Genomic DNA, 21,638 nt, shown 5'->3' on the forward strand with positions numbered 1-21,638 from the left:
ATTCAGCTACTTTTCTATCAAATGAACTTGAAGAGCGATCAGCTACTTTGAAAATAAATGAGCCAGACCCTTTTGCAGGGGCTGGCTCATCTTTAATTAGGCACTGATTTCGAGTGCTTCGTAATATGGCTGGAGAGAATAGTGGATGATGGTATCCATTAATGGGTGCAGTTTTTGCGGAATCAGCTTTCTGGCATATTCCCATGCATTTTCCTCAATTTTCAGCGCGATCCCCTTACGATCGTGCTCATTATTGCATGCATCCATCTGCTCGATTAATCCGACAAGATGGCTGTCCTCTGCATGCCCAATTTCGTGGGCAAATACCACTGCCAGATACTCTTCAAAGCTATCTAAGGTAGAAAAGATTTGCAGGCACTGTGCCTTGATTTCTTCGATATATAAAGTGATTGTATGAGTTCCGAGATTGTATTTTCCGCCCGCGAATCGGTCACCAGAAAAAAAAGACTCAAGCTCTACCTCAACACGGCTTCCCGATTGGCTAAGAATCTGGTCGACAATATTCTCTATCTGTAAATCCTTCAATTTATACCCCTACTCATTGTTTTAGAATATAAATTGTATTATAACGCTTTACTAAAATAAAGAAAACATGACTTTTACCCCGATTTTGAGCAAGGTAAACCTATTTTGCATGCAAAATACTTTTCAAAATTTGAAGCAGAAGTTTTATTAGCGAAAAAGCGATGGATATTGGCGAAAAACATTTTTTATTGGCAAAAATAAAAATATATTGGTGAATTTCCATTGGCGGAGATGCACTATATATTGGCTAACAGGTAATGTTACGCTGTTTTTCTAGTTTCCAAACCAAAGATATTGACCTGAGATATGCTTTTATAGCGAAAATCCTGATTTTATAGCGAAAAAATAGTTTTTATAGCGAAAATCTGATTTTTATAGCGAAAAATTATTTTTTACAGCGAAAATCTAATTTATATAGCGAACTGGAAATTTCGTGCGATTTTTTCCAATTCCAGCTGCAAAAAAAGAACAGCCTCTATCAGCTGTTCTCCTTGGTATCTTCCATTTTTTTAAAAATTGCCTGCTCGTACTCTTTCGCTTTCTGAGCTTCCTTTTTTGAGACTTTGATGATAAATCTCATGGTCAGGACAGCGCCGATCAGGAAAACGAATGAAGTAATAGCTGCGGGAATATATTCGGTTTTATCTTCTGGAAAATATAAAAACAATGAGATGACAAACCACTTACTCATTCTCATCTTCCTTTCTTCAGCTGGGAAACACTTCTTCAAACATTATAGCAAGCTTTAGCATTTCGTCCAACATGAAGAAGCTGCCTATTTCAGCACGTTGATTTTTTCAATGACGACGTCCTTTTCAGGCTTGTCCTGCGCGCCTTTTGGAGTGGCGGCAATCTTATCGACGACATCCATTCCTTCGACAACCTGGCCGAAAACGGTATGCTTGCCATCAAGATGTGGTGTTCCGCCATTTTCATATGCCTTGATTACTTTTTCCGGGTAGCCTGCATTTTTCATTTGCTCTGGCAGACTAGGGTCCAGCTCTTTATTCTGGACGATGAAAAATTGGCTGCCGTTTGTACCTGGTCCGGCATTGGCCATTGACAATGCGCCGCGGATATTAAATAACTCTCTTGAAAACTCATCCTCAAACGGTGCACCATAAATACTTTCGCCGCCCATTCCGGTTCCATCAGGATCGCCGCCCTGGATCATGAACCCCTCGATGACGCGGTGGAAGATTACGCCTTCATAGTAGCCTTCTTCACTATGCTTGATGAAATTTTCTACAGCCTTTGGTGCCTGCTCAGGGAAAAGCTTGATTTTAATGCTTCCCATTGAAGTGACCATTTCAACTAGCCTTTCATTTTCCTGGACTTCCGCCGTCAGCTGAGGATAATTGAGGTCCTCCTCAACCTTTCCCTGATCAGCTTGTCCGCCATTATCCTTCGTTTCTTCCTTCGCCTTCTCTGCTTCCTGCTTGTCGCCAGCAGTGCCGCAGCCAGCAAGAACAAACATGATTGCAATCAAAACTGCTACTATTTTTTTATTCATTGTATGTATCCCTCCTATAAACACTTTAATGGATTGCGAAAAGTTTTGCACTTTGTTTTTTTCCATAGCATAATGAAAGAAAAACTCCCCCTACTGAAAGGAGATTTTCAAATGTCTGAATTGAACATTGGTGATAAAGTAACGGCGATTTACAAGACAGGCAAATACATAGGCGAGATTACCGAACGTCGCCCGCAGCACTATCTTGTCCGTGTTTTGGCTGTAGCTAAACATCCCATGCAGGGCGACCTCCATAATCCAAAGGATGCAGAAGTTGGCTTTTTCCACGAAAGGAAGGCTCTGTCATTCAGGGAGCAGGCCAACATACCGGAAAAAATGGTCAAGCCTTTCGATGGCGAGATTCCTGATTATGTGGATTCACTTAGAGATGCGACAAGCAAACTGCGCACTGAGCTTGAAGCCGACAATTCGACATGGGCCCAGCAAAGCTTGAGAAATCTGGATTCACTGGAGAAGGATTATTTTAAAAACCTATAAGAAAACTTCGTCCTTATTAGGAACTGCTTGAAAAGAACAGCAATGCCAAAAGCCAGATTGTCTTTTCCAATCTGGCTTTTTTATGCGAATTTATTGAGCAGCTTCGAGAAATCGACCATGTCTCCGATCGTAGTAGGTTCTGGCCTCTGCAGATACTGTTTGTCTTTCTCTACAAGTTTGTAAATATGGTAGGTAGTCAAGGCGTCATCTAGCGCCCGGTGGTGTTTTCCGGTACCCTCCCTGCCGTACTCCTAGACAGCCTTCCAAAGCCCCGTCTGGTTTTGGTCGCCGAAGAACCGTTTATATTCCATCGACAGATCAATCTGCTTTCCGGGCAGCGGAAATGGAACCGACGCCTGTTGGCAATTATGCTGCAAAACCTTCATGTCCATATTGCCCCATGTGACCACCTGGCAATTCTTGCTTCCCCCTAATGATTTTAGCCGATCCGCCAAATCCTTAAACGAAATACCTGAATTCACCTGTTCCTGGGAAATGTTCAGGAACGACCTGCAGCGGTCTGTTAGGACCGGGAAACGCATCGGCCTTACATATGAGGAAAATTGTTCAACTACCTTGCTGTTTTCAACGAGGACAGCACCAGCTTCTATGATTTCCTGGTAAAACCCCCGCCTCCTGCTGTTTCGGTCAGGCATCGTAAATTCAAAGTCGATAAATAATGTCCTTCCATTTTCGCTCATGCTTCCCCAACTTTCTGAAAAGCCAGTAGTTGTATGTAACCAGTATATGCTTTTCTGTCGATTATTTTTTCTATTATAGCACGTTTTATTAAAAATTTTTTAATTTTCTGCATTTTAAACTTGTCAATTTTTCAAAATAATCCAAAGCTGTTAATTTTCCTTTATATATTCCGATATTAATCGTACTTCATGATATATAGGGATCATCTCTAGAAAGGAATTACCGTGCGGATTTTAACAGGTTTTTTACTGACATTGCTATTAATTCCCGCGTTTATCGCGGTCGTCACTTTAACATTTAATGAAGTTGGAAAAGCCGAGAGCTTTAATGACATTCTCGATAAAAAAATCCATCTGAATAGAACAATGCTTTCAGAGACAAGCCGGATTGCTGCCAGCAACGGAGAGATCGTAAACGAGATTTTCCATCCGATGAACAGGAGTTATGTTTCTGAAAGTGAAATACCTGACTTCATAAAAGAAGTATTCATTACTTCTGAAGACCAGAATTTCGAAAAACACCCAGGGTTTGATTTGCCTGCGATTAGCCGGGCGCTCGCGATCAACATTCATGCAAAGGGAATTGAGCAGGGTGCAAGCACAATCACCCAACAGCTTGCCCGGAATCAATATTTGAATCATCATCAGTCTTATAATCGGAAGTTAAGTGAGGTGCTGTATGCCTATCAGCTTGAAAGAACATTTTCTAAAGCTGAAATCCTGGAACAGTACTTGAATGCGATTTTTTTTCAGAACAACGCCTATGGCATCCAGGCTGCGGCCGATGTATACTTCCAAAAGAAACCGGCAGAACTGTCGCGAGCCGAACAGGCCTTTCTCGCCGCAATCCCAAACAACCCATCATATTACGACCCGCTTAACCATTTTGAGCGCACGAAGAAACGGCAGGAGCGGCTGCTTGACCAGCTTGTTGAGCAAAAGAGAATACAATTGGGAGATGCTGAAAAGCTGAAAACTGAGCCTATTGTGCTGAAAGTAAAACCGAGGAAGAATTTTTATCCGGATTACACAGCCTTTGTTTTAAGCGAGCTTCGGGAATTGGTGACTAAGCAGGAGAACATAAATGATCCTGCCAAAATTACTATGAGGATTGATGAATTGTTAAAATCGGGAATCACCATACACACTGGCCTGGATGTCGAGCTTCAAAAGAGAACGGCTAGTGCAGTGGCTGAGCACCTTCCTTATCAGGATATCCAGGGCGCTGCAGCTGTGGTTAACCATGAAACTGGTTTGATCGTGGCATTGGCCGGTGGTAAGAATTATCACAGCGGCGACTTTAACCGGGCATATCAAGCCTTTCGCCAGCCGGGTTCCTCAATTAAGCCATTGCTTGTTTATGCTCCCTACCTGGAAAGAACCGGGTCAAGCACTAATTCGAAAATTAACGCAGGATCAATTTGCGTTAAAGGGTATTGCCCGAAGAACTACGGGGGTTCAAATTATGGAACCGTCACACTTGAGAGGGCATTCACCCATTCCTATAACACTCCGGCAGTCAGAATCTTGCAGCAAGTTGGCGTTGACAAGGCGTTCAGTGATCTCGCACCATTCCAATTTGAAAAAGTATCATCGCAGGACCATGTACTAGCAGCAGCAGCTGGCGGTTTCACAACCGGAATGAGTCCGCTGGAAATGACCAATGCCTATACTGTTTTCAGTAATACTGGATTCTATCAGAAGCCCAGGTCGATCGTGAAAGTGACGGACAGAAGCGGTCAGCTTCTTTTCAAATGGAATGATAAGCCCGTTCAGGTTTGGAGTCCGAGCACCGCTGGCAAAGTTAGAGAGTTAATGCAAAAGACAGTATCCTCGGGAACTGCGAAAAAAGCGGCCATTGTCGGGCAGAGTGCTGGCGGCAAAACAGGTACGACGAATGATTTCAAGGATTTCTGGTTCATTGGCTTTAATGGACCACTGACCGCCGGCGTCTGGGTCGGCAAAGACCTGCCGCAAAGCATGGAAAACATTAATGGCCAGTCGCCCCATCTCCTAATTTGGCGGGATATTATGAATTAGAGGATTTGGCTAGAATTTTGCGGGGGTAAGGATAAAGCATTTGCAGGCAATATTAATCCACAAACCGGGCACCTTGCCCGGTTTTTTCGCGAGTAAAAATTGGAAATTCGCGATCTTTTTTTCCAGTTCGCAAAATTATAGGGATTTTCGCAAGATTAAAGAACCTTTTCGCAATAATAATGAAGTATTTCGCAAGATTCCTCCCATTTTCAATTAGGTACCCATTCGCAAAATAACAGTATAAAAAAAACCGATTCCTTGTTGAGAATCGGTCCACTAAATCGGCAAGCTTGCCATTATGCTGTTATAAACCTTCACTGCGAGATAAATGATTCCTAATACTAATGTACACCAAAGGATTACCTGAAAGAAAACAGTTCCAAATACCCCTGCCATCGTTAAGTTGGGGCTGATTCTATAAACAAAATAGATAAAATAGACCAATGTTGCGAAGGCAAATATGGCGCCAATTCCAATAAAGCTGTAGATACTAAAAAGCGATACGACACCACCTGCAAAATAAATCGACGCTCCATTACGGATCAGCTTCAGGCTCTCCCCTTCATGGTCCTTCGAGAAAAATAGCAGGCTCAACTCGTTAATCGTATCCGCAATAAGCTTCATGGCAGCGAATACCATGAAAAACAGCACCATTAGCAAGGCCAGCAGCGACAGCTTGATGCCTGTCTCAGAGAAGAATTCCAGCATTCCTTCATAAATCCCGGTGTTTTTCAGGATACTGATAAGTTCAATCTCCGTACGGACAGAGAGCGACAAACTGAACATAATGATGGATAGCAGCGGAAAATAGCTTGTTAAATATGGATTTTTCATGATAGCAGTTCACTCAATTCTTTCGTATTCCTACTAGATATTATGAAAGAAAAGAATGCTCCTCGCAATAAAAAGAAAAAGCCCCTTTTTGTGAAGGAACTTAAAACTTTATTGAAACTTTTTCGATTTTAATCCGTATAGACATACTGATGCTATTGAGGCACGATACGGACGTATTCTCTTGAACCAAATGGTATATATGTTTTGGCTGTTTCAACCTCGTCCAATTCAGATTGCTGAACGCGCAGCACTCCAGGTTCCACGCCTGTACCTTGTTTTGACAACTCCTTGTCTTCCCTATTATCCAGGATCATGAATCCCGTGAACAAACTAAGGAATATCCCAACGCATACTACAAGCTTTCGGGCCATGGCTTATCCCCCCATTCACTGATAGTATGCAAAAAGAGCGGCAATTTTATACAGCTATATTTGTAAATCCTTGATTTATCAAGGTCGATGACATGCATCTTCAACTTTTTTACGATATAATTTTCACATCAGAGAGTAGGAGGCATGAACTTGGTTTAATTGGCAAAAAATATAATGTTAATGGACCAAGAAGAAGTAATTATTTATTGGAATTAAAAGGAGGTATTATCTTTTGTCTTTACTTCACCTTGCAGTTTTATCACCGCTTTTACTCGCGCTATTAATTCCATTTTTACATAAGCACTTCCGTAACATACATACTGGGTGGTTCCTTTTGCCGCTGCCCGCAGTGCTTTTTGGCTATTTCCTGCAATTTATCAGCGTCACCAGGCATGGAGATACTGTTATGGAATCTTTACCGTGGATTTCATCGTTGGGGATTGACTTCTCCCTTAAAATCGATGGATTAGGGTTGTTGTTTGCCCTTCTTATTACTGGAATAGGCGCTTTGGTTGTTTTGTACTCGATTTACTACCTGTCACCAGAAAAAGAAAAGCTGAATACTTTCTACATATATTTGCTTTTGTTCATGGGTGCAATGCTCGGCGTGGTTTTATCGGATAACCTGATTGTCCTCTATTCATTTTGGGAGCTGACAAGCTTTTCATCATTCCTCCTGATTGGCTACTGGAACCATAAGGAACGTTCACGGTATGGTGCGCAAAAATCGATGCTGATCACTGTCTTTGGCGGCTTGTCGATGCTTGGCGGTATCCTTCTGCTCTACATCATCACAGGCACCTTCAGCATCTCCGAAACAATCGCGATGTCAAATGAAGTTGTCAATCATCCATTATTCACAGCAACTTTAATTTTGTTCCTGTTAGGAGCATTCACTAAGTCTGCTCAGTTTCCATTCCATATCTGGCTTCCGGATGCGATGGAAGCACCAACACCTGTTAGTGCATACCTGCATTCAGCCACGATGGTCAAGGCGGGAATTTATCTTGTAGCCCGCATGACGCCTGTATTCGCTCATTCAGGCACATGGGTCTGGCTTGTTGCCGGAATTGGAGTAATCACGTTGTTCTGGGGTTCTTTTTCAGCTGTTAAGCAAACAGATTTGAAAGCGATCCTTGCATTTTCAACAGTCAGCCAGCTTGGCATGATCATGTCTTTGCTTGGTATAGGGGCAGCCGCGTTACACTACGGCACGATTAAAGATGGCTATTATATTGTTGCAGTAACTGCAGCCGTTTTCCATTTGATCAACCATGCTACTTTTAAAGGCAGCCTGTTCATGGTTACAGGAATCATCGACCATGAAACTGGGACAAGGGATATCCGCAAGCTTGGCGGTTTAATGAATTTTATGCCGATCACCTTTACCCTTGCGATTATCGGGACTTTCTCGATGGCAGGGGTTCCGCCATTCAATGGATTTTTGAGTAAAGAAATGTTTTTCACAGGCATGCTGCGTGTCGCGGAAATGGACATTTTCAGCCTGGAAACTTGGGGCATTCTCTTCCCGGTCATCGCCTGGTCAGCAAGTGTGTTCACTTTCTTATACAGCATGATTTATGTATTCAAGACCTTCACAGGCAAGTACCAGCCAGAAAAGCTGGAAAAGAAACCTCATGAAGCGCCAATTGGAATGCTGGTATCACCAGTGATACTGGCTTCGCTTGTGATTATTTTCGGGATTTTTCCAAATGTACTTTCCCATAACATCATCTCACCTGCTATGGGCTCGATACTGCCTTCATTATTAGCAGATGGCGAATCATTTGATGTCCATATTTCACACTGGCATGGCTTTTCACCAGAATTGTTCATGACATTAGGAGTTATCGTTTTAGGTCTCCTGCTTTTCAAAACGCTGTCTAAATGGACAGGAATCTACCGGATTTTTCCGGAGCGGCTATCACTTAACCATCTTTATGACGGCGGTCTGGAAATGATCGAGGTTGCGTCACGCAATATAACAAAGACATATATGAACGGATTCATCCGGACCTATCTCGTCTACATTTTTTCATTCCTGATCTTTATCCTGGCTACGACGATGATTTATAAAGATGCTTTTAAGCTTGATTTTAGCAATGTTGCCCCAATAAGATTTTTTGAGGTAGTACTTGTATTAATCATGGCGGTTTCAGCTATTACCATCCTGTTTGCTAAATCTAGGCTGACCTCCATCATCCTGCTTGGAGCAGTCGGTTACACAGTTGCGCTATTCTTTGTCATTTTCCGCGCTCCTGACTTAGCACTTACACAACTTGTGATTGAAACCGTTTCGGTTGCTCTCTTCCTGCTGGCCTTTTACCATTTGCCACAAATCAGGAGAAACGAAGAGAGAATTCGATTCAAGCTGACCAATGCGTTAATTTCAATTGGTGTCGGGGCGATCGTAACTCTTATCGCTTTATCTTCCCATAGCAATAAGATGTTTGACTCAATCTCTCAGTATTATGTGGAAAACACGTATAAAAAGGCCGGCGGTGAAAACATGGTCAACGTTATTCTCGTTGACTTCCGCGGATTTGATACGATGTTTGAGATCACAGTACTTGGGATAGCCGCACTTGGCATCTTCGCCATGATTAAACTTCGGATGACAAGGGGGAAAGAACAGGAATGAAAACGAATGATGTAATCCTTCAAACCGTTACCAAGTTCACCCTGTTTGTCATCATCCTGTTTTCCATCCACTTGTTTTTTGCCGGCCATTATTATCCTGGCGGCGGGTTCATCGGCGGATTGATGACTTCAGGAGCGATTGTGCTGTTGCTGCTTGCCTTCGATATCAAAACAGTAAAAGCAATTTTGCCAATTGATTATATTAAGGTTATAGCGATTGGATTGCTTTTTTCAATCGGAACTGGCGCAGGAGCCCTTATTTTGGACATGCCGTTCCTGACACACGCATTTACTTATGTTGACCTGCCTCTACTCGGAAAAACTTCGCTGCATACGGCAGTATTGTTCGATACAGGTGTTTTTCTCGTCGTCATTGGTGTGACAATGACCATTATTCAAACGATTGGAGAGAGCGAATAATGGAAATCTTAATGGCTATTCTAATTGGCATCTTATTTATGACAGCCACCTATCTCATGCTTTCTAAAAGCTTGCTCAGGATCATTATCGGGACAGGGCTGTTGAGTCATGGTGCCCACCTGCTGCTTTTAACAATGGGCAGTTTGAAAAGAGGAGCAGCACCGCTTCTTGGAGAACATGCAGAAGCATATGTTGATCCGCTTCCACAGGCATTGATCTTGACAGCGATCGTCATTAGCTTCGGCGTTACAGCTTTCTTTTTGGTTTTGGCTTACCGTGCATACCAGGAGCTGGGAACGGATAATATGGATCGCTTGAGAGGAAAGGAAGGACATGAATAATCTAATTATCTTACCAATTCTAATCCCGCTGATAACTGGGGTTATACTTATCTTTTTTTCTAAAAAAATACTGGCACAGCGCTGGATATCTGCAATAAGCTCAATCTTGACCATCATTGCAGCTGTGCTTCTTGTCAACCATGTCTATAAAAATGGCATCCAAACGATGGATGTCAGCAACTGGGAAGCACCGTACGGTATCACACTTGTTTCCGACATGCTTTCCGCTCTGCTTGTCCTTACTACAAGCGTTATTGCTTTAGCAGCCTTGTTTTACTCTTTTAAGTCTATCGGCATAGAGCGGGAGAAATTTTATTATTACCCAGTAGTGAACTTTCTTCTCGTTGGCGTGAACGGGGCATTCACAACTGGTGACATCTTTAACCTGTTTGTATTTTTTGAAGTGATGCTCATGTCATCCTATGTATTGATGGTACTGGGAGGAACCAAGATTCAGCTTCGAGAATCGATTAAATACATACTGGTGAATGTAATCTCATCTGCTTTATTCGTCATTGCTGTCGCTTATCTTTATTCAGTAGTCGGCACGCTGAATATGGCGCATATTTCAGTAAGGATAAGCGAGATCGGGAATGCAGGGATCATCACCATCATTGCTGTACTGTTCTTGATTGTGTTTGGCCTGAAAGGGGCGATCTTCCCGCTTTATTTCTGGCTGCCCGGTTCTTACTATGCTCCACCGGCTCCGATAATGGCACTGTTTGGCGCGCTGCTGACCAAGGTGGGTGTTTATTCAATCACCAGGACGTACACACTTTTCTTTTACCATGATGCAGGCTATACGCATCAATTGCTGCAAATCCTTGCGATCATGACGATCATTGCGGGTGTGATTGGTGCTATTGCGTATTTAGACATTAAGAAAATCATTATTTATAACATCATTGTAGCGGTCGGTGTCATTTTATTTGGAGTTTCCGTATTAACGCAGGAATCACTTACTGGTTCAATCTTTTACCTGATCCATGACATGAACATCAAAGCTGCGCTGTTCTTGCTGGTTGGAATTATCATCAGGATTACTGGGACTAGCGACCTTGATAAAATCAGCGGCCTGCTGCACAGATATCCCGGCCTTGGCTGGACATTTTTCATCGCCGCTCTTGCACTTGCCGGCATACCGCCGCTCAGCGGTTTCGCTGGAAAGCTGATGATCGTACGCGCTGGATTCGAAGTAGAAAGTTATGTTGGCGCTGGAATCGTCCTTATGTCCAGCCTGCTTGTATTGTTTTCAGTAATGAAAATCTTCATTAAAGGCTTCTGGGGGGCTCCGAGGGCTTATAAAGGAGAAGAAGACGCTCCTGTGAAATGGCTCCTTTTCGGTCCAGCGCTGTTAACGGCGTTCGCTGTCCTGTACGGAGTGGGTACTGAAGCAATCTATCCGGTAATTTCAATGGCTGCAGAAACACTTGCTAATCCGGAAATCTACATCAATGCAGTCTTAAAGGAGTGATGAGCTATGGCTTTTCAAATTTTGCTGAACTTCATTCTGGCATTTGTATGGATGTTCCTTAAGACATCCTACTCCCCGGCCTCCTTTTTCGTCGGGTATTTCTTCGGCCTGCTCATCATTTATATGTTTCGCCGTTTTTTCACATCGCGGTTTTATTTGTTAAGGGTCGTGGCAGTAGTAAACCTTATTTATATTTTTACGAGGGAATTGATCCTTTCAAATATTGCCGTACTTAAGGTGATTCTGAAACCTAAGCTCGATATAAAGCCTGGAATTTTTGCATACCCAACGGAATTGAAACAAGATTGGGAGATCACAGTACTCGCAAATCTGATTACGTTAACTCCAGGAACCCTGGTTGTCGATGTTTCTCCTGATAATAAAATCCTGTATGTTCACGCTATGGATATAGATGATGCGGCGGATTCAATAAAAGGGATCCGAGAAACGTTTGAAAAATCGATCATGGAGGTGAGCAGATAATGTTTGACATGGTCATGTGGATTTCAGTGACATTCATATCACTTGCAATGATTGGCCTAATTTATCGCGTAATAAAAGGACCAACAATAGCAGACCGGGTAGTAGCTCTCGACGCGATTGGGATCAGCCTTGTATCTGTAGTCGCACTGGTATCCATATTACTTGAGACTAGCGCCTTTTTGGACATCATCCTGCTGATCGGAATCCTGGCGTTCATTGGGACCGTAGCCTTTTCAAAGTACCTTGAGAAGGGAGTAATCATGGAATATGACAGAAATGGAAATAGCTAAATTTTTTGCAGGGATGTTCATCCTGATAGGAGCTTTTTTGAGCCTGGTGACCGCTTTCGGCCTGATCAGGCTTCCGGATGTTTATACGAGAAACCACGCTGCCTCGAAAAGCGCCACAATGGGAGTTATGCTTTTGCTGCTAGGTACCTTCCTATATTTTTGGTTAATTGAACACCATTTTAATTCGAGATTATTGCTTGGGGTCGCTTTTATCTTTTTAACCTCACCGGTTGCAGGGCATTTAATCGCCCGCGCAGCATATAATTCCGGTGTGAAACTCTCGGATCGGACCGTTCAGGATGACTTGGCAGAAGCAAGAAAAGAGATGCCAGCAGCTGATCAATCAAAATAATCACTGCATTTTTTTGCCATCAGGTTTAACCACCTGGTGGCTTTGCTTTTTTTCCAGAAAGTTCAATCTTTATCCATACCCTTCTAAAGGGACGTGAAGTATATTAAGAGTAATCAGGAATATAAAGCCGCGCAATCTTATTCGAGAAGGAGGGATATTTTTATGGCAGAAGCAAGAATCGCAATAATCGGCGGCGGAATAAGCGGAATGAGCTCAGCAATCGCCCTGCAGCGAAAAGGAATCCATGCTGAAGTTTTTGAGAAGGACAAAGAGTTCATCGGCCCTGACACTGGCCTTGTTTTGAGCGGAAATGCTGTTAGAGCCTATTATATTATGGGATTAGGAGCTCAATTGCTTGAAAAGGGATTGGCAACCGACCGTTGCTTGCTGAAATCGGACTCTGGTGCTGTCATTGCAGAATTTGATTACCAAGCTCCCTCCCATATCCCAAATTACTTGTTTATCCAGCGCTCCGCTCTTTACAGGATTTTAACTGATGCCCTCCTTCCCGGTACTCTCCACTTTGATAAACATCTGGTTGATATTAAATGGGAATCCCCCATTCAAAAATTATATTTCAAGGATGGAACATGCACAGAAGCTGATTACCTTATTGGCTGTGATGGTGCAGCATCAAAAATAAGGTCTATCCTGATGCCAGATAGCAAGCTGGACTTTTCTGGATTTGTATGCTGGCGAGGCTTGATAAAAGATCCGCCTGTCAACTCCACCACATATACCGAAACTTGGGGGCCACGAGGACGTTTCGGGATCGCGCCTATGCCTGGCAATCAATTATATTGGTATGCGTTCAAAAAAGCCGAACAAGGTAAAAGTGATCTGTCTAATTGGACTCCAATCGATTTATTGTTCAACTTTTTCTATTATCACGATCCAATCCAGGAAATTCTTGAGAACACCACCCCTGAAAACCTCATTTACGATGAGCTGTATGAACTCAAACCACTGGAACATTTTCATTTAGGGAATATCCTGCTCATTGGCGATTCAGCACATGCTTCCATACCAAACATCGGCCAAGGGGCTTCACAGGCAGCCGAGGATGCCGTCTTCCTGGCAAAATGGTTCAGTACAGAGGATACAATCCCAAATGCGTTTAAAATGTATGAACGACACAGGCATGAAAGGACGAAGCGTGTTAAAAATGAAATGAAAATGTATGGGATGGCCGCACAGATCGATTTCCCGATACTATGCTCGATCCGCAATAAATTGCTGCAGATGGCACCTGCTTCGTATCATAATGAGAAGCTGCGGAAAGTGATTGAGATTGATGGTGAATTCCAGAACGATACATTTGGCAGGTCCAGCCAATGATTTACATCAAAAAAAAATCAGCCGAAAAGGCTGATTTTATTTTCTGCGTTTTATGACTGCCATGGTGCATCTTGATATGCAAATCAGTTGATCCTCTTCATCGGTAATTTTGATATCCCAGACCATTGTTGTCCTTCCCTGGTGCATCACTGTGCCCACTGCGGTTACCATACCATCTTTCTTCGCCCTGATATGATTTGCATTTATTTCAAGCCCAACAACGACTTCATTCTCCTTGTCGACTAACTCAAATGCACCCACACTGGCGACCGTTTCCGCCAGGGCTACGGATGCTCCTCCATGGAGCAGTCCAAAAGGCTGCCTTGTCCGTTCGTCAACAGGCATCGTTGCCGTGACTTTTCCTTTTTGCAGGTCAGTAATTTCGATTCCAAGTGAACCGAGAAGTGTGTTATTAAGATCCATTTTCTCTACCTCCTTGATTTGGCAAATAATTTGAGCTGAACGCTGGGGAAACTAAGACTGTCCACTTACGGACGAATTTTTGCATGATGAGGTGAATCGAGATGAATCGTATTAGAGAAGGCATGATTCCGACGGTGCTTGGAACAGCAGTTACAGCCGCTGGTTTCGCGATGAAGCAAAACCGCAAAATCGATAAAATGATTTCAAACACCGTATTCGGATTTGGGTTGGCCCATATTGTACTCGGGGCGATCGATTTAGTCGAACACCGCAATGAATTTTAGCATGGAAAGTGTTTACTCCCGGGGCCTCAACCTTGGTGACAGCTAACAGAGTTGCATGTTCATCAATTAAAGCTGTTGTTACTCCAGAAACATTGCGATTGATGGCACCATTGGCACTAGCATGTTCAATGAAAGGCGGCTATTTTTGCTGCCTTTCCTGATAAACCGCATTTTCCGTACCAAGAACCTCGCTCGAGCCTGCAGGCTTCAATTTCCTCCTTCGTACAATGATAAAACCTGCTGCTACAGCAATGACCAGGGCGATCAACCACATCTCCTTGTTATATTTCATGATTGTCTCCATTTTATCCCCAAATAAATAACCAAGAAGGAAAACAATTAAAACCCACACAAACGCTCCGCTATACGCAAAGAGAGCAAACGTCCTGAACGGAAGCCTGCTAAAGCCGTATAGTAAAGGAACCAAATTCCGCGCTCCAGGAACAAAACAGCTCAGTGTCAATGAAAAAGCATGGTACTTATCCATCATCTTCATTGAGGATTCAATCGTATTGGCAAATCGCTTCCTTTTTTCAAGAAATCTTAGGAGCCTTCTGCCTACAACCCTGCCAATGAGATAGGTAGTAGTAAATGCCGTCACAATCCCGAAGTATGTAACAATAAATGCGAGAAGTGGATTGAGTGCATTCATGGACGAAGCAAGTCCAACTGTCATCAGGAGGACTTCATTCGGAACGGGAATCACGAAAATTCCGAACCAAAGCCAAAGAAATAAGCCTAAATAGCCATTTTCTTCGATAATATTGATAACGAGATCTAAATCCATGATGTACCCCTCCATTCAATACACTCAGGTTCCCTTATAGAAGTATATATATATTACATTTCGCTCTTCTTCATACATTCCCTTCTTTTTAACTAATCAAGCACTTTTAGCTTTTCCTTCATCATACTCCAAGTTTTATTTTCATACATTGAAGAAGATTCGGAAACCACCCTGAAAAGGAAGGGGAGCTACATGCATTATTTATTTTATTGTAGAAATGGACTCGTTGCATCGAGCCTTCCAGCTGCCTCCCGCCCCTACCCTGAAGTAAATACAACATTATTCAAGACATCCGCGGCAAAAGCGATCACACTCATGGATGATGCAAACCTTGTGATGAAGAAAATAACTGCCTCCAACTCATTTTCAAACGAACTGATGACTGCAGCGCAGCAATCAAATCAAGCAGAGGTCGAAAAACTGATCCAGTCAGCAGGTATTAAGAAAAAGCCCAAGATTACCTACAATCCTGATGGAATAACGATGAACTTCCAGGATTATGTCGGTGACAGAGAATGCTGCCATATCATTCTGCAGTTAAGGTGGGTGTGATTGAACCGCAAAAAGCCGCCGTTTCCGAACGGCGGCTTAACCTGCTTTTTACTTTTTAATAGTAGTTTCCATATGGGCCATATGGAGAATATCCATAAGGATAATAAACCGGTGGATAATAGTATGGGCGAGGATATAATAACGCACTGCCTAACAGGCCACCAACCACTCCTCCTAAAAATGGACCACCAAATCCAAAACCGAACGGGCGCCTGCCAATTCTGCCGCCGTAGTAAGGTCTTCTCATATTATTCATCAAGCTGCCTCCCTCATTTTTCTTGCCTACACTACTGCATATGCAAAAATAAGGGCGTATGAGTGGGCGTTTGTCCATCAGTCTGGAAAAAAAGCCTAGTCCCAGGATAGGCGCTGTTCCTTCCACGGGTCACCATACATATGATAGCCGTTTTTCTCCCAGAATCCAGGCTTGTTATCAGAAGTGAATTCAATGCCCCTGAGCCATTTGGCGCTCTTCCAAAAATACAGATGAGGTATTACAGCTCTTAGGGGATAGCCATGTTCCGGAGTTAATGGGGCTCCATTATGAGAATGAGCAAGCATGCTCATTTCCTTTAGGAAATCCTCAATCGGGAGATTCGTGGTCCATCCTTCCTCAGCATGGAGGATAACAAATTTGGCCGATTCATTCGGCCTCGCTAGGTTGACCAGTTCCTGAGCCCGAATTCCTTCCCATACATTATCAAGCTTCGACCAGCCTGTTACACAATGGATATCATTCCCCAATGATACTTGCGGCAGCTTATCAATTCATCATAGGTAAAAATAATTTCCTGCTCTACCATTCCGAATATCCTGAAAGTCCATTCATCGAGATTTTTATAGAACGGGACATTTCCATAATGCAGCACCGGAAATGAAGTCGTGACATTTTGGTTTGGCGGCACCCTGCCAGATGGACCATTTTTCCGCGGTTTTCCGAAATACATATTGATCACCTCTTTTAGTGGCTTTATTGCTTATCCTACCTAAATTGAAGCTGGTTTGTAAAATCGCGAGAAGCAATCGAGAGCAAATTTAAAATGGCTGTTTTTCGCATAGATTTTTATTTTTCGAACTAAGGTTTCATACTCATATATCTTCACATCGAGATTTTCGAGGAGGTTTCTGAACAGGGAATGCATGAAAACTCGTAATATGGTTGTAAGAGTAACAAAGTTTACGGAAAGAAATTTAAAAGCCTCCTTGCTCATTGCAAGACGGCTCATTTTTTTGTCGACAAAGATACAGTTCACCGTTCAGTTATTGAAACCCTGTTGATTGGAGTGGAAGGCGCGAAGACTCCTCCGAAAATGCTAACGCATTTCCATCGTGCGTGGGCAGGTTCGAGGAAGCCAATCAATGTCCTGTGGGCTCAGCTGGACAGGTGAGACCCCGCAGGAGCGAAGCGACGAGGAGGCTCAGCGACAGCCCCAAGGAAAGCGAAGCGCCTGGAACGGAAATCAACAGACTCGTTTTATAGATTAACTAAATAAAAAAACTATAGACAAACTTGATTTTCTGAGTTTGTCTACAGCTTGAGCCGTCTTGCTCATTTCAAGACGGCTCATTTTTAAAAGATTATAATACCATAGCGGCAATCCAGCCGAAAATGATTAATGGAATATTGTAGTGCAGGAACGTCGGTACAACAGTGTCCCAGATGTGGTTGTGCTGTGTATCTGCATTCAGGCCAGCTGTAGGTCCTAGTGTGCTGTCAGATGCAGGTGATCCTGCGTCACCAAGCGCTGCGGCCGTTCCTACAATCGCAATCGTAGCCATCGGGCTGAAGCCTAATTGAAGGCTGAGCGGAACGAAAATCGTTGCGATGATCGGAATAGTCGAGAATGATGAACCGATACCCATTGTTACCAGCAAACCGACAATCAGCATCATCATTGCGCCAAGGCCCTTATTATTGCCGATAGCATCAGCAGCCTGTTTAACAAGTGATTCTACATCGCCAGTTTCTTTTAGAACTTCAGCAAAACCGAAGGCAGCAAGCATGACAAAGCCGATAAAGGCCATCATCTTCATGCCTTCAGTCAAAAGATCATCCGCTTCGCGCCACTTGATTGCTCCGCTAATATATACAACAAGGATACCAGCTAAGGCACCGATGATCATTGAATCAAAAATGATTTGCGCAGCGAGGGCAGCGACAATTGCTATGAATGAAAAAATAATACCAGCTTTGGAGTATTGATTCTTTTCAACCTTAACAATTTCAAAGTCCTGATAACTTCTTGGTTTACGGTAAACAAAGATTGCGACAGCCAATCCAATGACCATACCTGCAACTGGCAGGATCATAGCTGCAGGAATATCAGCCATATCAACCTTCAAGCCGCTATCAGCCATGTTCGTTGCCAGGATTTCATGAAAAATCTTACCAAAGCCTACAGGCAACAGAATATATGGTGCTGTAAGACCGAACGTGATCACCGATGCTATCAAACGTCTGTCAATATTGAGCTTATTGAAAATGATCAATAATGGCGGAATTAAAATCGGGATAAAAGCAATGTGAATCGGAATCAGGTTTTGGGAAAAAATCGACATGATCAAAATTAGAAAAATAATGATAGCTTTTGAATATGTTTTAGCTTTAGATTCGCCTTTCCTGCTGATCAGTCCAATCATCCAGTCCACAATCAAATTCGGAAGACCAGTCTTAGAAATAGCAACAGCAAATCCACCAAGCAGCGCATAGCTTAGCGCAACCTCAGCACTGCCTCCAAGTCCACCTGAAAATACTTCTATTGTCTTTTCTATGCTTAAGCCGCCTGTCAAACCGCCGATCAGCGCTCCAGCAATCAATGCCAACACAACATTGACACGAAGCAAGCTCAGCACAAGCATCGCCAGGACAGCAATTACAACTGCATTCATTATAGGTTCCCCTCTCGATGATAATTTTGAAAAATCCTTTAGTTTGGTAAATTGGTAGAGAATTAAAATGACAAGTATTAAAATATCATAGATTTGTTTTTTATGTCAATTGGTTTTTACAGGAATGTACATAAAAAAGAGTTCTGCGCGGATATAAGGAAAAATACCAGTTGCAGGAGTTAATTCTCCAGTTGTGCCAATCCATAATAAAACCCCAAAGCCGCCTGGGCTTTGGGGTCGTCAATTATTACTTATTCGCTGGCTCAAATCTTTCGACTAGCAATGCAAGTGTGCGCGCCATTACGCCGGTTGCCCCTGCTGGTCCGAGGTCGTGTTCTTTGCCGGTTGTTGCCGTTCCGGCTATATCAAGATGTACCCAAGGGGTTCCTTCCGCAAATTCACCGACGAATGCTCCGCCCATGATGGCATGGCCTTCAGCGCCTGGGGAGTTGTTCAAATCAGCAATTTTGCTGTTTCTGACACGCTCAATGTCCCGTTCGAACAATGGCAGGCGCCAGATTGGCTCACCTGATTCATAAGAAGCTTCCAGCACTTGTTCGAACAAGTCCTCGTCATTTGTCAAAGCCCCTGAAGTGTGAAGACCCAACGCAGTGATAACTCCGCCTGTCAGGGTAGCAATGTCCACGAGATAGTTGGCGCCATGGTGTTTCGCATACGTCATCGCGTCAGCAAGCACGAGACGGCCTTCCGCATCTGTATTCAACACTTCGATAGTTTTGCCGCTCATTGAAGTGATTACATCATCCGGCTTGAATGCCGTGCAGCTGATCATATTGTCTGTCGAAGGAATGACGGCTAAAACGTTCTGTTCCGGTTTAAGCTCCCCGATGATTTCCATTGCTCCGAGAACTGCTGCCGCGCCGCCCATATCCGATTTCATCCCGACGATCCCGGCCTTCGTCTTGATCGAATAGCCGCCTGTGTCGAAGGTGATGCCTTTGCCGACAAGGCCAATTACGTCCGTCCATTCTTCTTTCCCCTGATATTTCAGGACAATCATTTTTGGCGGCTCAGCGGATCCTTGGTTTACTGCAAGCAAGGCGCCCATGCCGAGCTTTTCCATTTCTTCTTTTTCTAAAATTTCTGCTTCAAACGAGTATTTCTCTGCAAGTTTTTTTGCATACTCAGCCATATTTGTGGCAGTCAAAAGGTTGCCTGGCGTATTCACAAGCGTACGTGCGGAGTTTGTTCCCTTTCCATACACGTATCCAACCTCAAGTGCTGCTTCAAGCTCGCCCTCTTCATCTGCACTGTAAACTGTCAGGCTCTCAATTCGTTTTTCCGGCTCGTTTGATTTCTGCTTGTAGCCTTCAAATTCATATGTAGCCATTGGAAATGCTTCACTTAATGCATGAGCAGCATCGTTAAGCTCCACATTCTCACTTGTAAAAGTATCTAGAAGCACTGCTGCCTCTGTCCACTTTTCCTTCTTGGCAGTCTTGAATAACCGTCCGAATGCGTCCCTCAAAACTTCAAAATCAAACTCTTTTTCATGACCCAGGCCGACAAAATATATTTTTTTAGCGCCGGTTTTACCGAAAGTATGTATCTTTGAAACTGCTTTTTTCTTTGTTGAAATTTCTCCATTTTTTACCAGGTAAGTCAGGTGGCCATCAAAAAGCTGGTCTGCTTCGCCAACGACACCCTCCAATCCTGATGGTTTGTTGAATAAACCGATTACCAGGCAGTCATGGCTGTTTGATAAATTAAATTGATCATTTACTTTAAACAAATTCCTTCACCTCCGTAATGATAGTTTCATTATAACGAATTCGTAAATATATTTCGACTTCCTAATTGAGTTTGCAGGACACAATTACACATAAGCTGATTTTGCATGAAGTTTTACACATCATCTTCAAGATACAAATATAATACCGGAAGCTCGGGAAGCAGCTCTATTTCTTCAAATGGAACCAAGTCTATATTTGGCGGAAAGACGCGCAGGCAGTCTTCAATGAACGGATATACTTTTTCCAAATCAAGTCCCCAGTGGACGGGACGGTATGATTCCAGATAATCGTTAGCCGCTTGCATCATGAGACGTGCTCCCTTCACATTTCCGTAACTATAATGGTAGATCGCCACACTCATTTGCAGCAGCCCTTTTAAAAAAAGATTGCCTTTGTCGGTCATCCACATACCTTCAAGCAAGTCATGGCAGGTATAGTAATCACCTTCGTTGAATTTAATAAAGAACTCGTAATATTCATCCGGGTAATCCGTCAATTTCTTCACCCCATTCAGGCCGGTTAGAATTATATTATCAAAACTGAAGAATTTGCTGTAATGATTCAATATATCTTGGGTATTACTTAATAATGGCACTTTATAAATCTTAGGGGGAACGGCTATGGAATTATTAACAAATTTTCCATTATGGGCTTCGCTTGCTGCCATTTTTTTCGCGCAGTTTGTGAAAGTCCCGATTCAATATATCGCTACGAGAAGGCTTGACTGGTCCCTGCTGACGAGCACAGGCGGAATGCCAAGCTCCCACTCGGCAGCCGTGACAGCTTTATCCACCGGTGTCGCTCTCGAAACTGGAATGGATTCTGCAGTATTTGCCGTTTCAGCAGTTTTCGCAATCATCACGATGTTTGATGCTTCCGGCGTACGACGCCAGGCAGGCGAGCAAGCAATTGTCTTGAACCAGCTTGTCGCTGACTTCAGCAGATTTGCAGAGGAAGCAAAGGGGTGGCAGGATAAGCCTGAGCAGGAAAAACAAAAGGAACTGAAAGAATTGCTCGGCCACAAACCAATTGAAGTATTCTTCGGAGGAATGAGCGGCATTGCCCTGACCTTGCTGCTGCATTATTTATTATAAGGCAGGTGAAATTT

The 21,638-nt window shown here is 43.2% G+C and carries 24 protein-coding genes and 2 pseudogenes; 13 read left to right on the forward strand and 13 right to left on the reverse strand.

The window, feature by feature from the left end; translation table 11 throughout:
- Positions 1 to 96: 96 nt before the first annotated feature.
- The 3 genes from M3204_RS02610 to M3204_RS02620 all read right to left on the reverse strand — a co-directional run bounded on the left by M3204_RS02610 (position 97) and on the right by M3204_RS02620 (position 2,059).
- Entirely contained in the window at positions 97 to 546 is a 450-nt protein-coding gene (locus M3204_RS02610) for a hypothetical protein (RefSeq protein ID WP_251478184.1), read from the reverse strand.
- A gap of 478 nt (positions 547 to 1,024) precedes the next feature.
- On the reverse strand, positions 1,025 to 1,237 hold the full coding sequence (locus M3204_RS02615) for a hypothetical protein (protein ID WP_251478188.1): 213 nt from the start codon (positions 1,235 to 1,237) through the stop codon (positions 1,025 to 1,027).
- 84 nt (positions 1,238 to 1,321) lie between these two features.
- On the reverse strand, positions 1,322 to 2,059 hold the full coding sequence (locus M3204_RS02620; protein ID WP_251478191.1) for a peptidylprolyl isomerase: 738 nt from the start codon (positions 2,057 to 2,059) through the stop codon (positions 1,322 to 1,324).
- A 111-nt stretch (positions 2,060 to 2,170) separates the two neighbouring features.
- On the opposite strand from M3204_RS02620, the gene M3204_RS02625 reads away from it, so the two are divergent.
- Positions 2,171 to 2,557 carry a kinase-associated lipoprotein B gene (locus M3204_RS02625; protein WP_251478195.1) on the forward strand — a complete coding sequence of 129 codons (387 nt, stop codon included), beginning with the start codon at positions 2,171 to 2,173 and terminating at the stop codon, positions 2,555 to 2,557.
- Positions 2,558 to 2,637: 80 nt separating this feature from the next.
- On the opposite strand, the pseudogene kapD reads toward M3204_RS02625, so the two are convergent.
- Positions 2,638 to 3,258, reverse strand: a pseudogene (gene kapD / locus M3204_RS02630) (3'-5' exonuclease KapD).
- A 225-nt stretch (positions 3,259 to 3,483) separates the two neighbouring features.
- Here kapD and M3204_RS02635 point away from each other — a divergent pair.
- Positions 3,484 to 5,298, forward strand: coding sequence for a transglycosylase domain-containing protein (locus tag M3204_RS02635; protein ID WP_251478198.1), 1,815 nt, complete (start codon positions 3,484 to 3,486; stop codon positions 5,296 to 5,298).
- Positions 5,299 to 5,574: 276 nt separating this feature from the next.
- On the opposite strand, the gene M3204_RS02640 is transcribed toward M3204_RS02635, so the two are convergent.
- Together M3204_RS02640 and M3204_RS02645 are read right to left on the reverse strand one after the other, a co-directional pair.
- On the reverse strand, positions 5,575 to 6,132 hold the full coding sequence (locus M3204_RS02640; RefSeq protein ID WP_251478201.1) for a YufK family protein: 558 nt from the start codon (positions 6,130 to 6,132) through the stop codon (positions 5,575 to 5,577).
- 152 nt (positions 6,133 to 6,284) lie between these two features.
- Positions 6,285 to 6,503, reverse strand: coding sequence for a hypothetical protein (locus tag M3204_RS02645; protein WP_251478204.1), 219 nt, complete (start codon positions 6,501 to 6,503; stop codon positions 6,285 to 6,287).
- Positions 6,504 to 6,735: 232 nt separating this feature from the next.
- Here M3204_RS02645 and M3204_RS02650 point away from each other — a divergent pair, with 232 nt between their 5' ends.
- From M3204_RS02650 to M3204_RS02685, 8 genes are all read left to right on the forward strand, one after another.
- Positions 6,736 to 9,144: a Na+/H+ antiporter subunit A gene (locus M3204_RS02650; protein WP_251478206.1), complete on the forward strand. Its 2,409-nt coding sequence runs from the start codon at positions 6,736 to 6,738 to the stop codon at positions 9,142 to 9,144.
- Positions 9,141 to 9,563, forward strand: a complete 423-nt coding sequence (locus M3204_RS02655) for a Na(+)/H(+) antiporter subunit B (RefSeq protein WP_251478209.1) — start codon at positions 9,141 to 9,143, stop codon at positions 9,561 to 9,563. Before M3204_RS02650 ends, M3204_RS02655 begins: the two co-directional genes overlap by 4 nt.
- Positions 9,563 to 9,904 carry a Na(+)/H(+) antiporter subunit C gene (locus M3204_RS02660; RefSeq protein WP_251478212.1) on the forward strand — a complete coding sequence of 114 codons (342 nt, stop codon included), beginning with the start codon at positions 9,563 to 9,565 and terminating at the stop codon, positions 9,902 to 9,904. Before M3204_RS02655 ends, M3204_RS02660 begins: the two co-directional genes overlap by 1 nt.
- The gene (locus tag M3204_RS02665) at positions 9,897 to 11,378 is read left to right on the forward strand and encodes a Na+/H+ antiporter subunit D (protein ID WP_251478215.1); all 1,482 of its coding nucleotides are present in this window, start codon (positions 9,897 to 9,899) and stop codon (positions 11,376 to 11,378) included. Before M3204_RS02660 ends, M3204_RS02665 begins: the two co-directional genes overlap by 8 nt.
- A 6-nt stretch (positions 11,379 to 11,384) precedes the next feature.
- The gene (locus tag M3204_RS02670) at positions 11,385 to 11,861 is read left to right on the forward strand and encodes a Na+/H+ antiporter subunit E (protein ID WP_251478218.1); all 477 of its coding nucleotides are present in this window, start codon (positions 11,385 to 11,387) and stop codon (positions 11,859 to 11,861) included.
- Positions 11,861 to 12,151, forward strand: a complete 291-nt coding sequence (locus M3204_RS02675) for a Na(+)/H(+) antiporter subunit F1 (protein ID WP_251478221.1) — start codon at positions 11,861 to 11,863, stop codon at positions 12,149 to 12,151. Before M3204_RS02670 ends, M3204_RS02675 begins: the two co-directional genes overlap by 1 nt.
- Positions 12,129 to 12,503, forward strand: a complete 375-nt coding sequence (gene mnhG / locus M3204_RS02680; RefSeq protein ID WP_251478224.1) for a monovalent cation/H(+) antiporter subunit G — start codon at positions 12,129 to 12,131, stop codon at positions 12,501 to 12,503. The genes M3204_RS02675 and mnhG overlap by 23 nt, the downstream gene beginning before the upstream one ends.
- Positions 12,504 to 12,665: 162 nt before the next feature.
- Complete coding sequence (locus M3204_RS02685; RefSeq protein WP_251478227.1) at positions 12,666 to 13,841, forward strand: FAD-dependent monooxygenase; 1,176 nt, start codon at positions 12,666 to 12,668, stop codon at positions 13,839 to 13,841.
- Between the two features lie 36 nt (positions 13,842 to 13,877).
- Here the strand turns inward: M3204_RS02685 and M3204_RS02690 are convergent, their stop codons facing one another.
- Positions 13,878 to 14,264, reverse strand: a complete 387-nt coding sequence (locus M3204_RS02690; protein WP_251478230.1) for a hotdog fold thioesterase — start codon at positions 14,262 to 14,264, stop codon at positions 13,878 to 13,880.
- Positions 14,265 to 14,365: 101 nt separating this feature from the next.
- Between M3204_RS02690 and M3204_RS02695 the strand changes: the two genes are divergently transcribed.
- On the forward strand, positions 14,366 to 14,548 hold the full coding sequence (locus tag M3204_RS02695; RefSeq protein WP_251478234.1) for an asparagine synthase: 183 nt from the start codon (positions 14,366 to 14,368) through the stop codon (positions 14,546 to 14,548).
- A 139-nt stretch (positions 14,549 to 14,687) separates the two neighbouring features.
- Here M3204_RS02695 and M3204_RS02700 read toward each other — a convergent pair whose 3' ends face one another.
- The gene (locus M3204_RS02700) at positions 14,688 to 15,335 is read right to left on the reverse strand and encodes a DedA family protein (RefSeq protein WP_251478236.1); all 648 of its coding nucleotides are present in this window, start codon (positions 15,333 to 15,335) and stop codon (positions 14,688 to 14,690) included.
- 192 nt (positions 15,336 to 15,527) lie between these two features.
- Between M3204_RS02700 and M3204_RS02705 the strand changes: the two genes are divergently transcribed.
- Positions 15,528 to 15,887 carry a hypothetical protein gene (locus M3204_RS02705; RefSeq protein ID WP_251478239.1) on the forward strand — a complete coding sequence of 120 codons (360 nt, stop codon included), beginning with the start codon at positions 15,528 to 15,530 and terminating at the stop codon, positions 15,885 to 15,887.
- Between the two features lie 55 nt (positions 15,888 to 15,942).
- Here M3204_RS02705 and M3204_RS02710 read toward each other — a convergent pair whose 3' ends face one another.
- The 5 genes and pseudogenes from M3204_RS02710 to M3204_RS02730 all read right to left on the reverse strand — a co-directional run bounded on the left by M3204_RS02710 (position 15,943) and on the right by M3204_RS02730 (position 21,026).
- Positions 15,943 to 16,143: a hypothetical protein gene (locus M3204_RS02710; protein WP_251478242.1), complete on the reverse strand. Its 201-nt coding sequence runs from the start codon at positions 16,141 to 16,143 to the stop codon at positions 15,943 to 15,945.
- Positions 16,144 to 16,238: 95 nt separating this feature from the next.
- A pseudogene (locus tag M3204_RS02715) lies at positions 16,239 to 16,834 on the reverse strand (sulfite oxidase-like oxidoreductase).
- Positions 16,835 to 17,465: 631 nt separating this feature from the next.
- On the reverse strand, positions 17,466 to 18,776 hold the full coding sequence (locus tag M3204_RS02720) for a Na+/H+ antiporter family protein (protein WP_251478245.1): 1,311 nt from the start codon (positions 18,774 to 18,776) through the stop codon (positions 17,466 to 17,468).
- 247 nt (positions 18,777 to 19,023) lie between these two features.
- On the reverse strand, positions 19,024 to 20,529 hold the full coding sequence (locus tag M3204_RS02725; protein WP_285856883.1) for a leucyl aminopeptidase: 1,506 nt from the start codon (positions 20,527 to 20,529) through the stop codon (positions 19,024 to 19,026).
- A 113-nt stretch (positions 20,530 to 20,642) separates the two neighbouring features.
- Entirely contained in the window at positions 20,643 to 21,026 is a 384-nt protein-coding gene (locus M3204_RS02730) for a DUF309 domain-containing protein (RefSeq protein WP_251478248.1), read from the reverse strand.
- Positions 21,027 to 21,150: 124 nt separating this feature from the next.
- Between M3204_RS02730 and M3204_RS02735 the strand changes: the two genes are divergently transcribed.
- A complete protein-coding gene (locus M3204_RS02735) occupies positions 21,151 to 21,624 on the forward strand; it encodes a divergent PAP2 family protein (RefSeq protein WP_251478251.1) in 474 nt (157 codons plus the stop codon).
- Positions 21,625 to 21,638 lie beyond the last annotated feature (14 nt).

Origin of the sequence: Mesobacillus subterraneus, from assembly GCF_023715485.1 — a bacterium.
In the GTDB taxonomy this organism is placed as follows: domain Bacteria; phylum Bacillota; class Bacilli; order Bacillales; family Cytobacillaceae; genus Mesobacillus; species Mesobacillus subterraneus_B.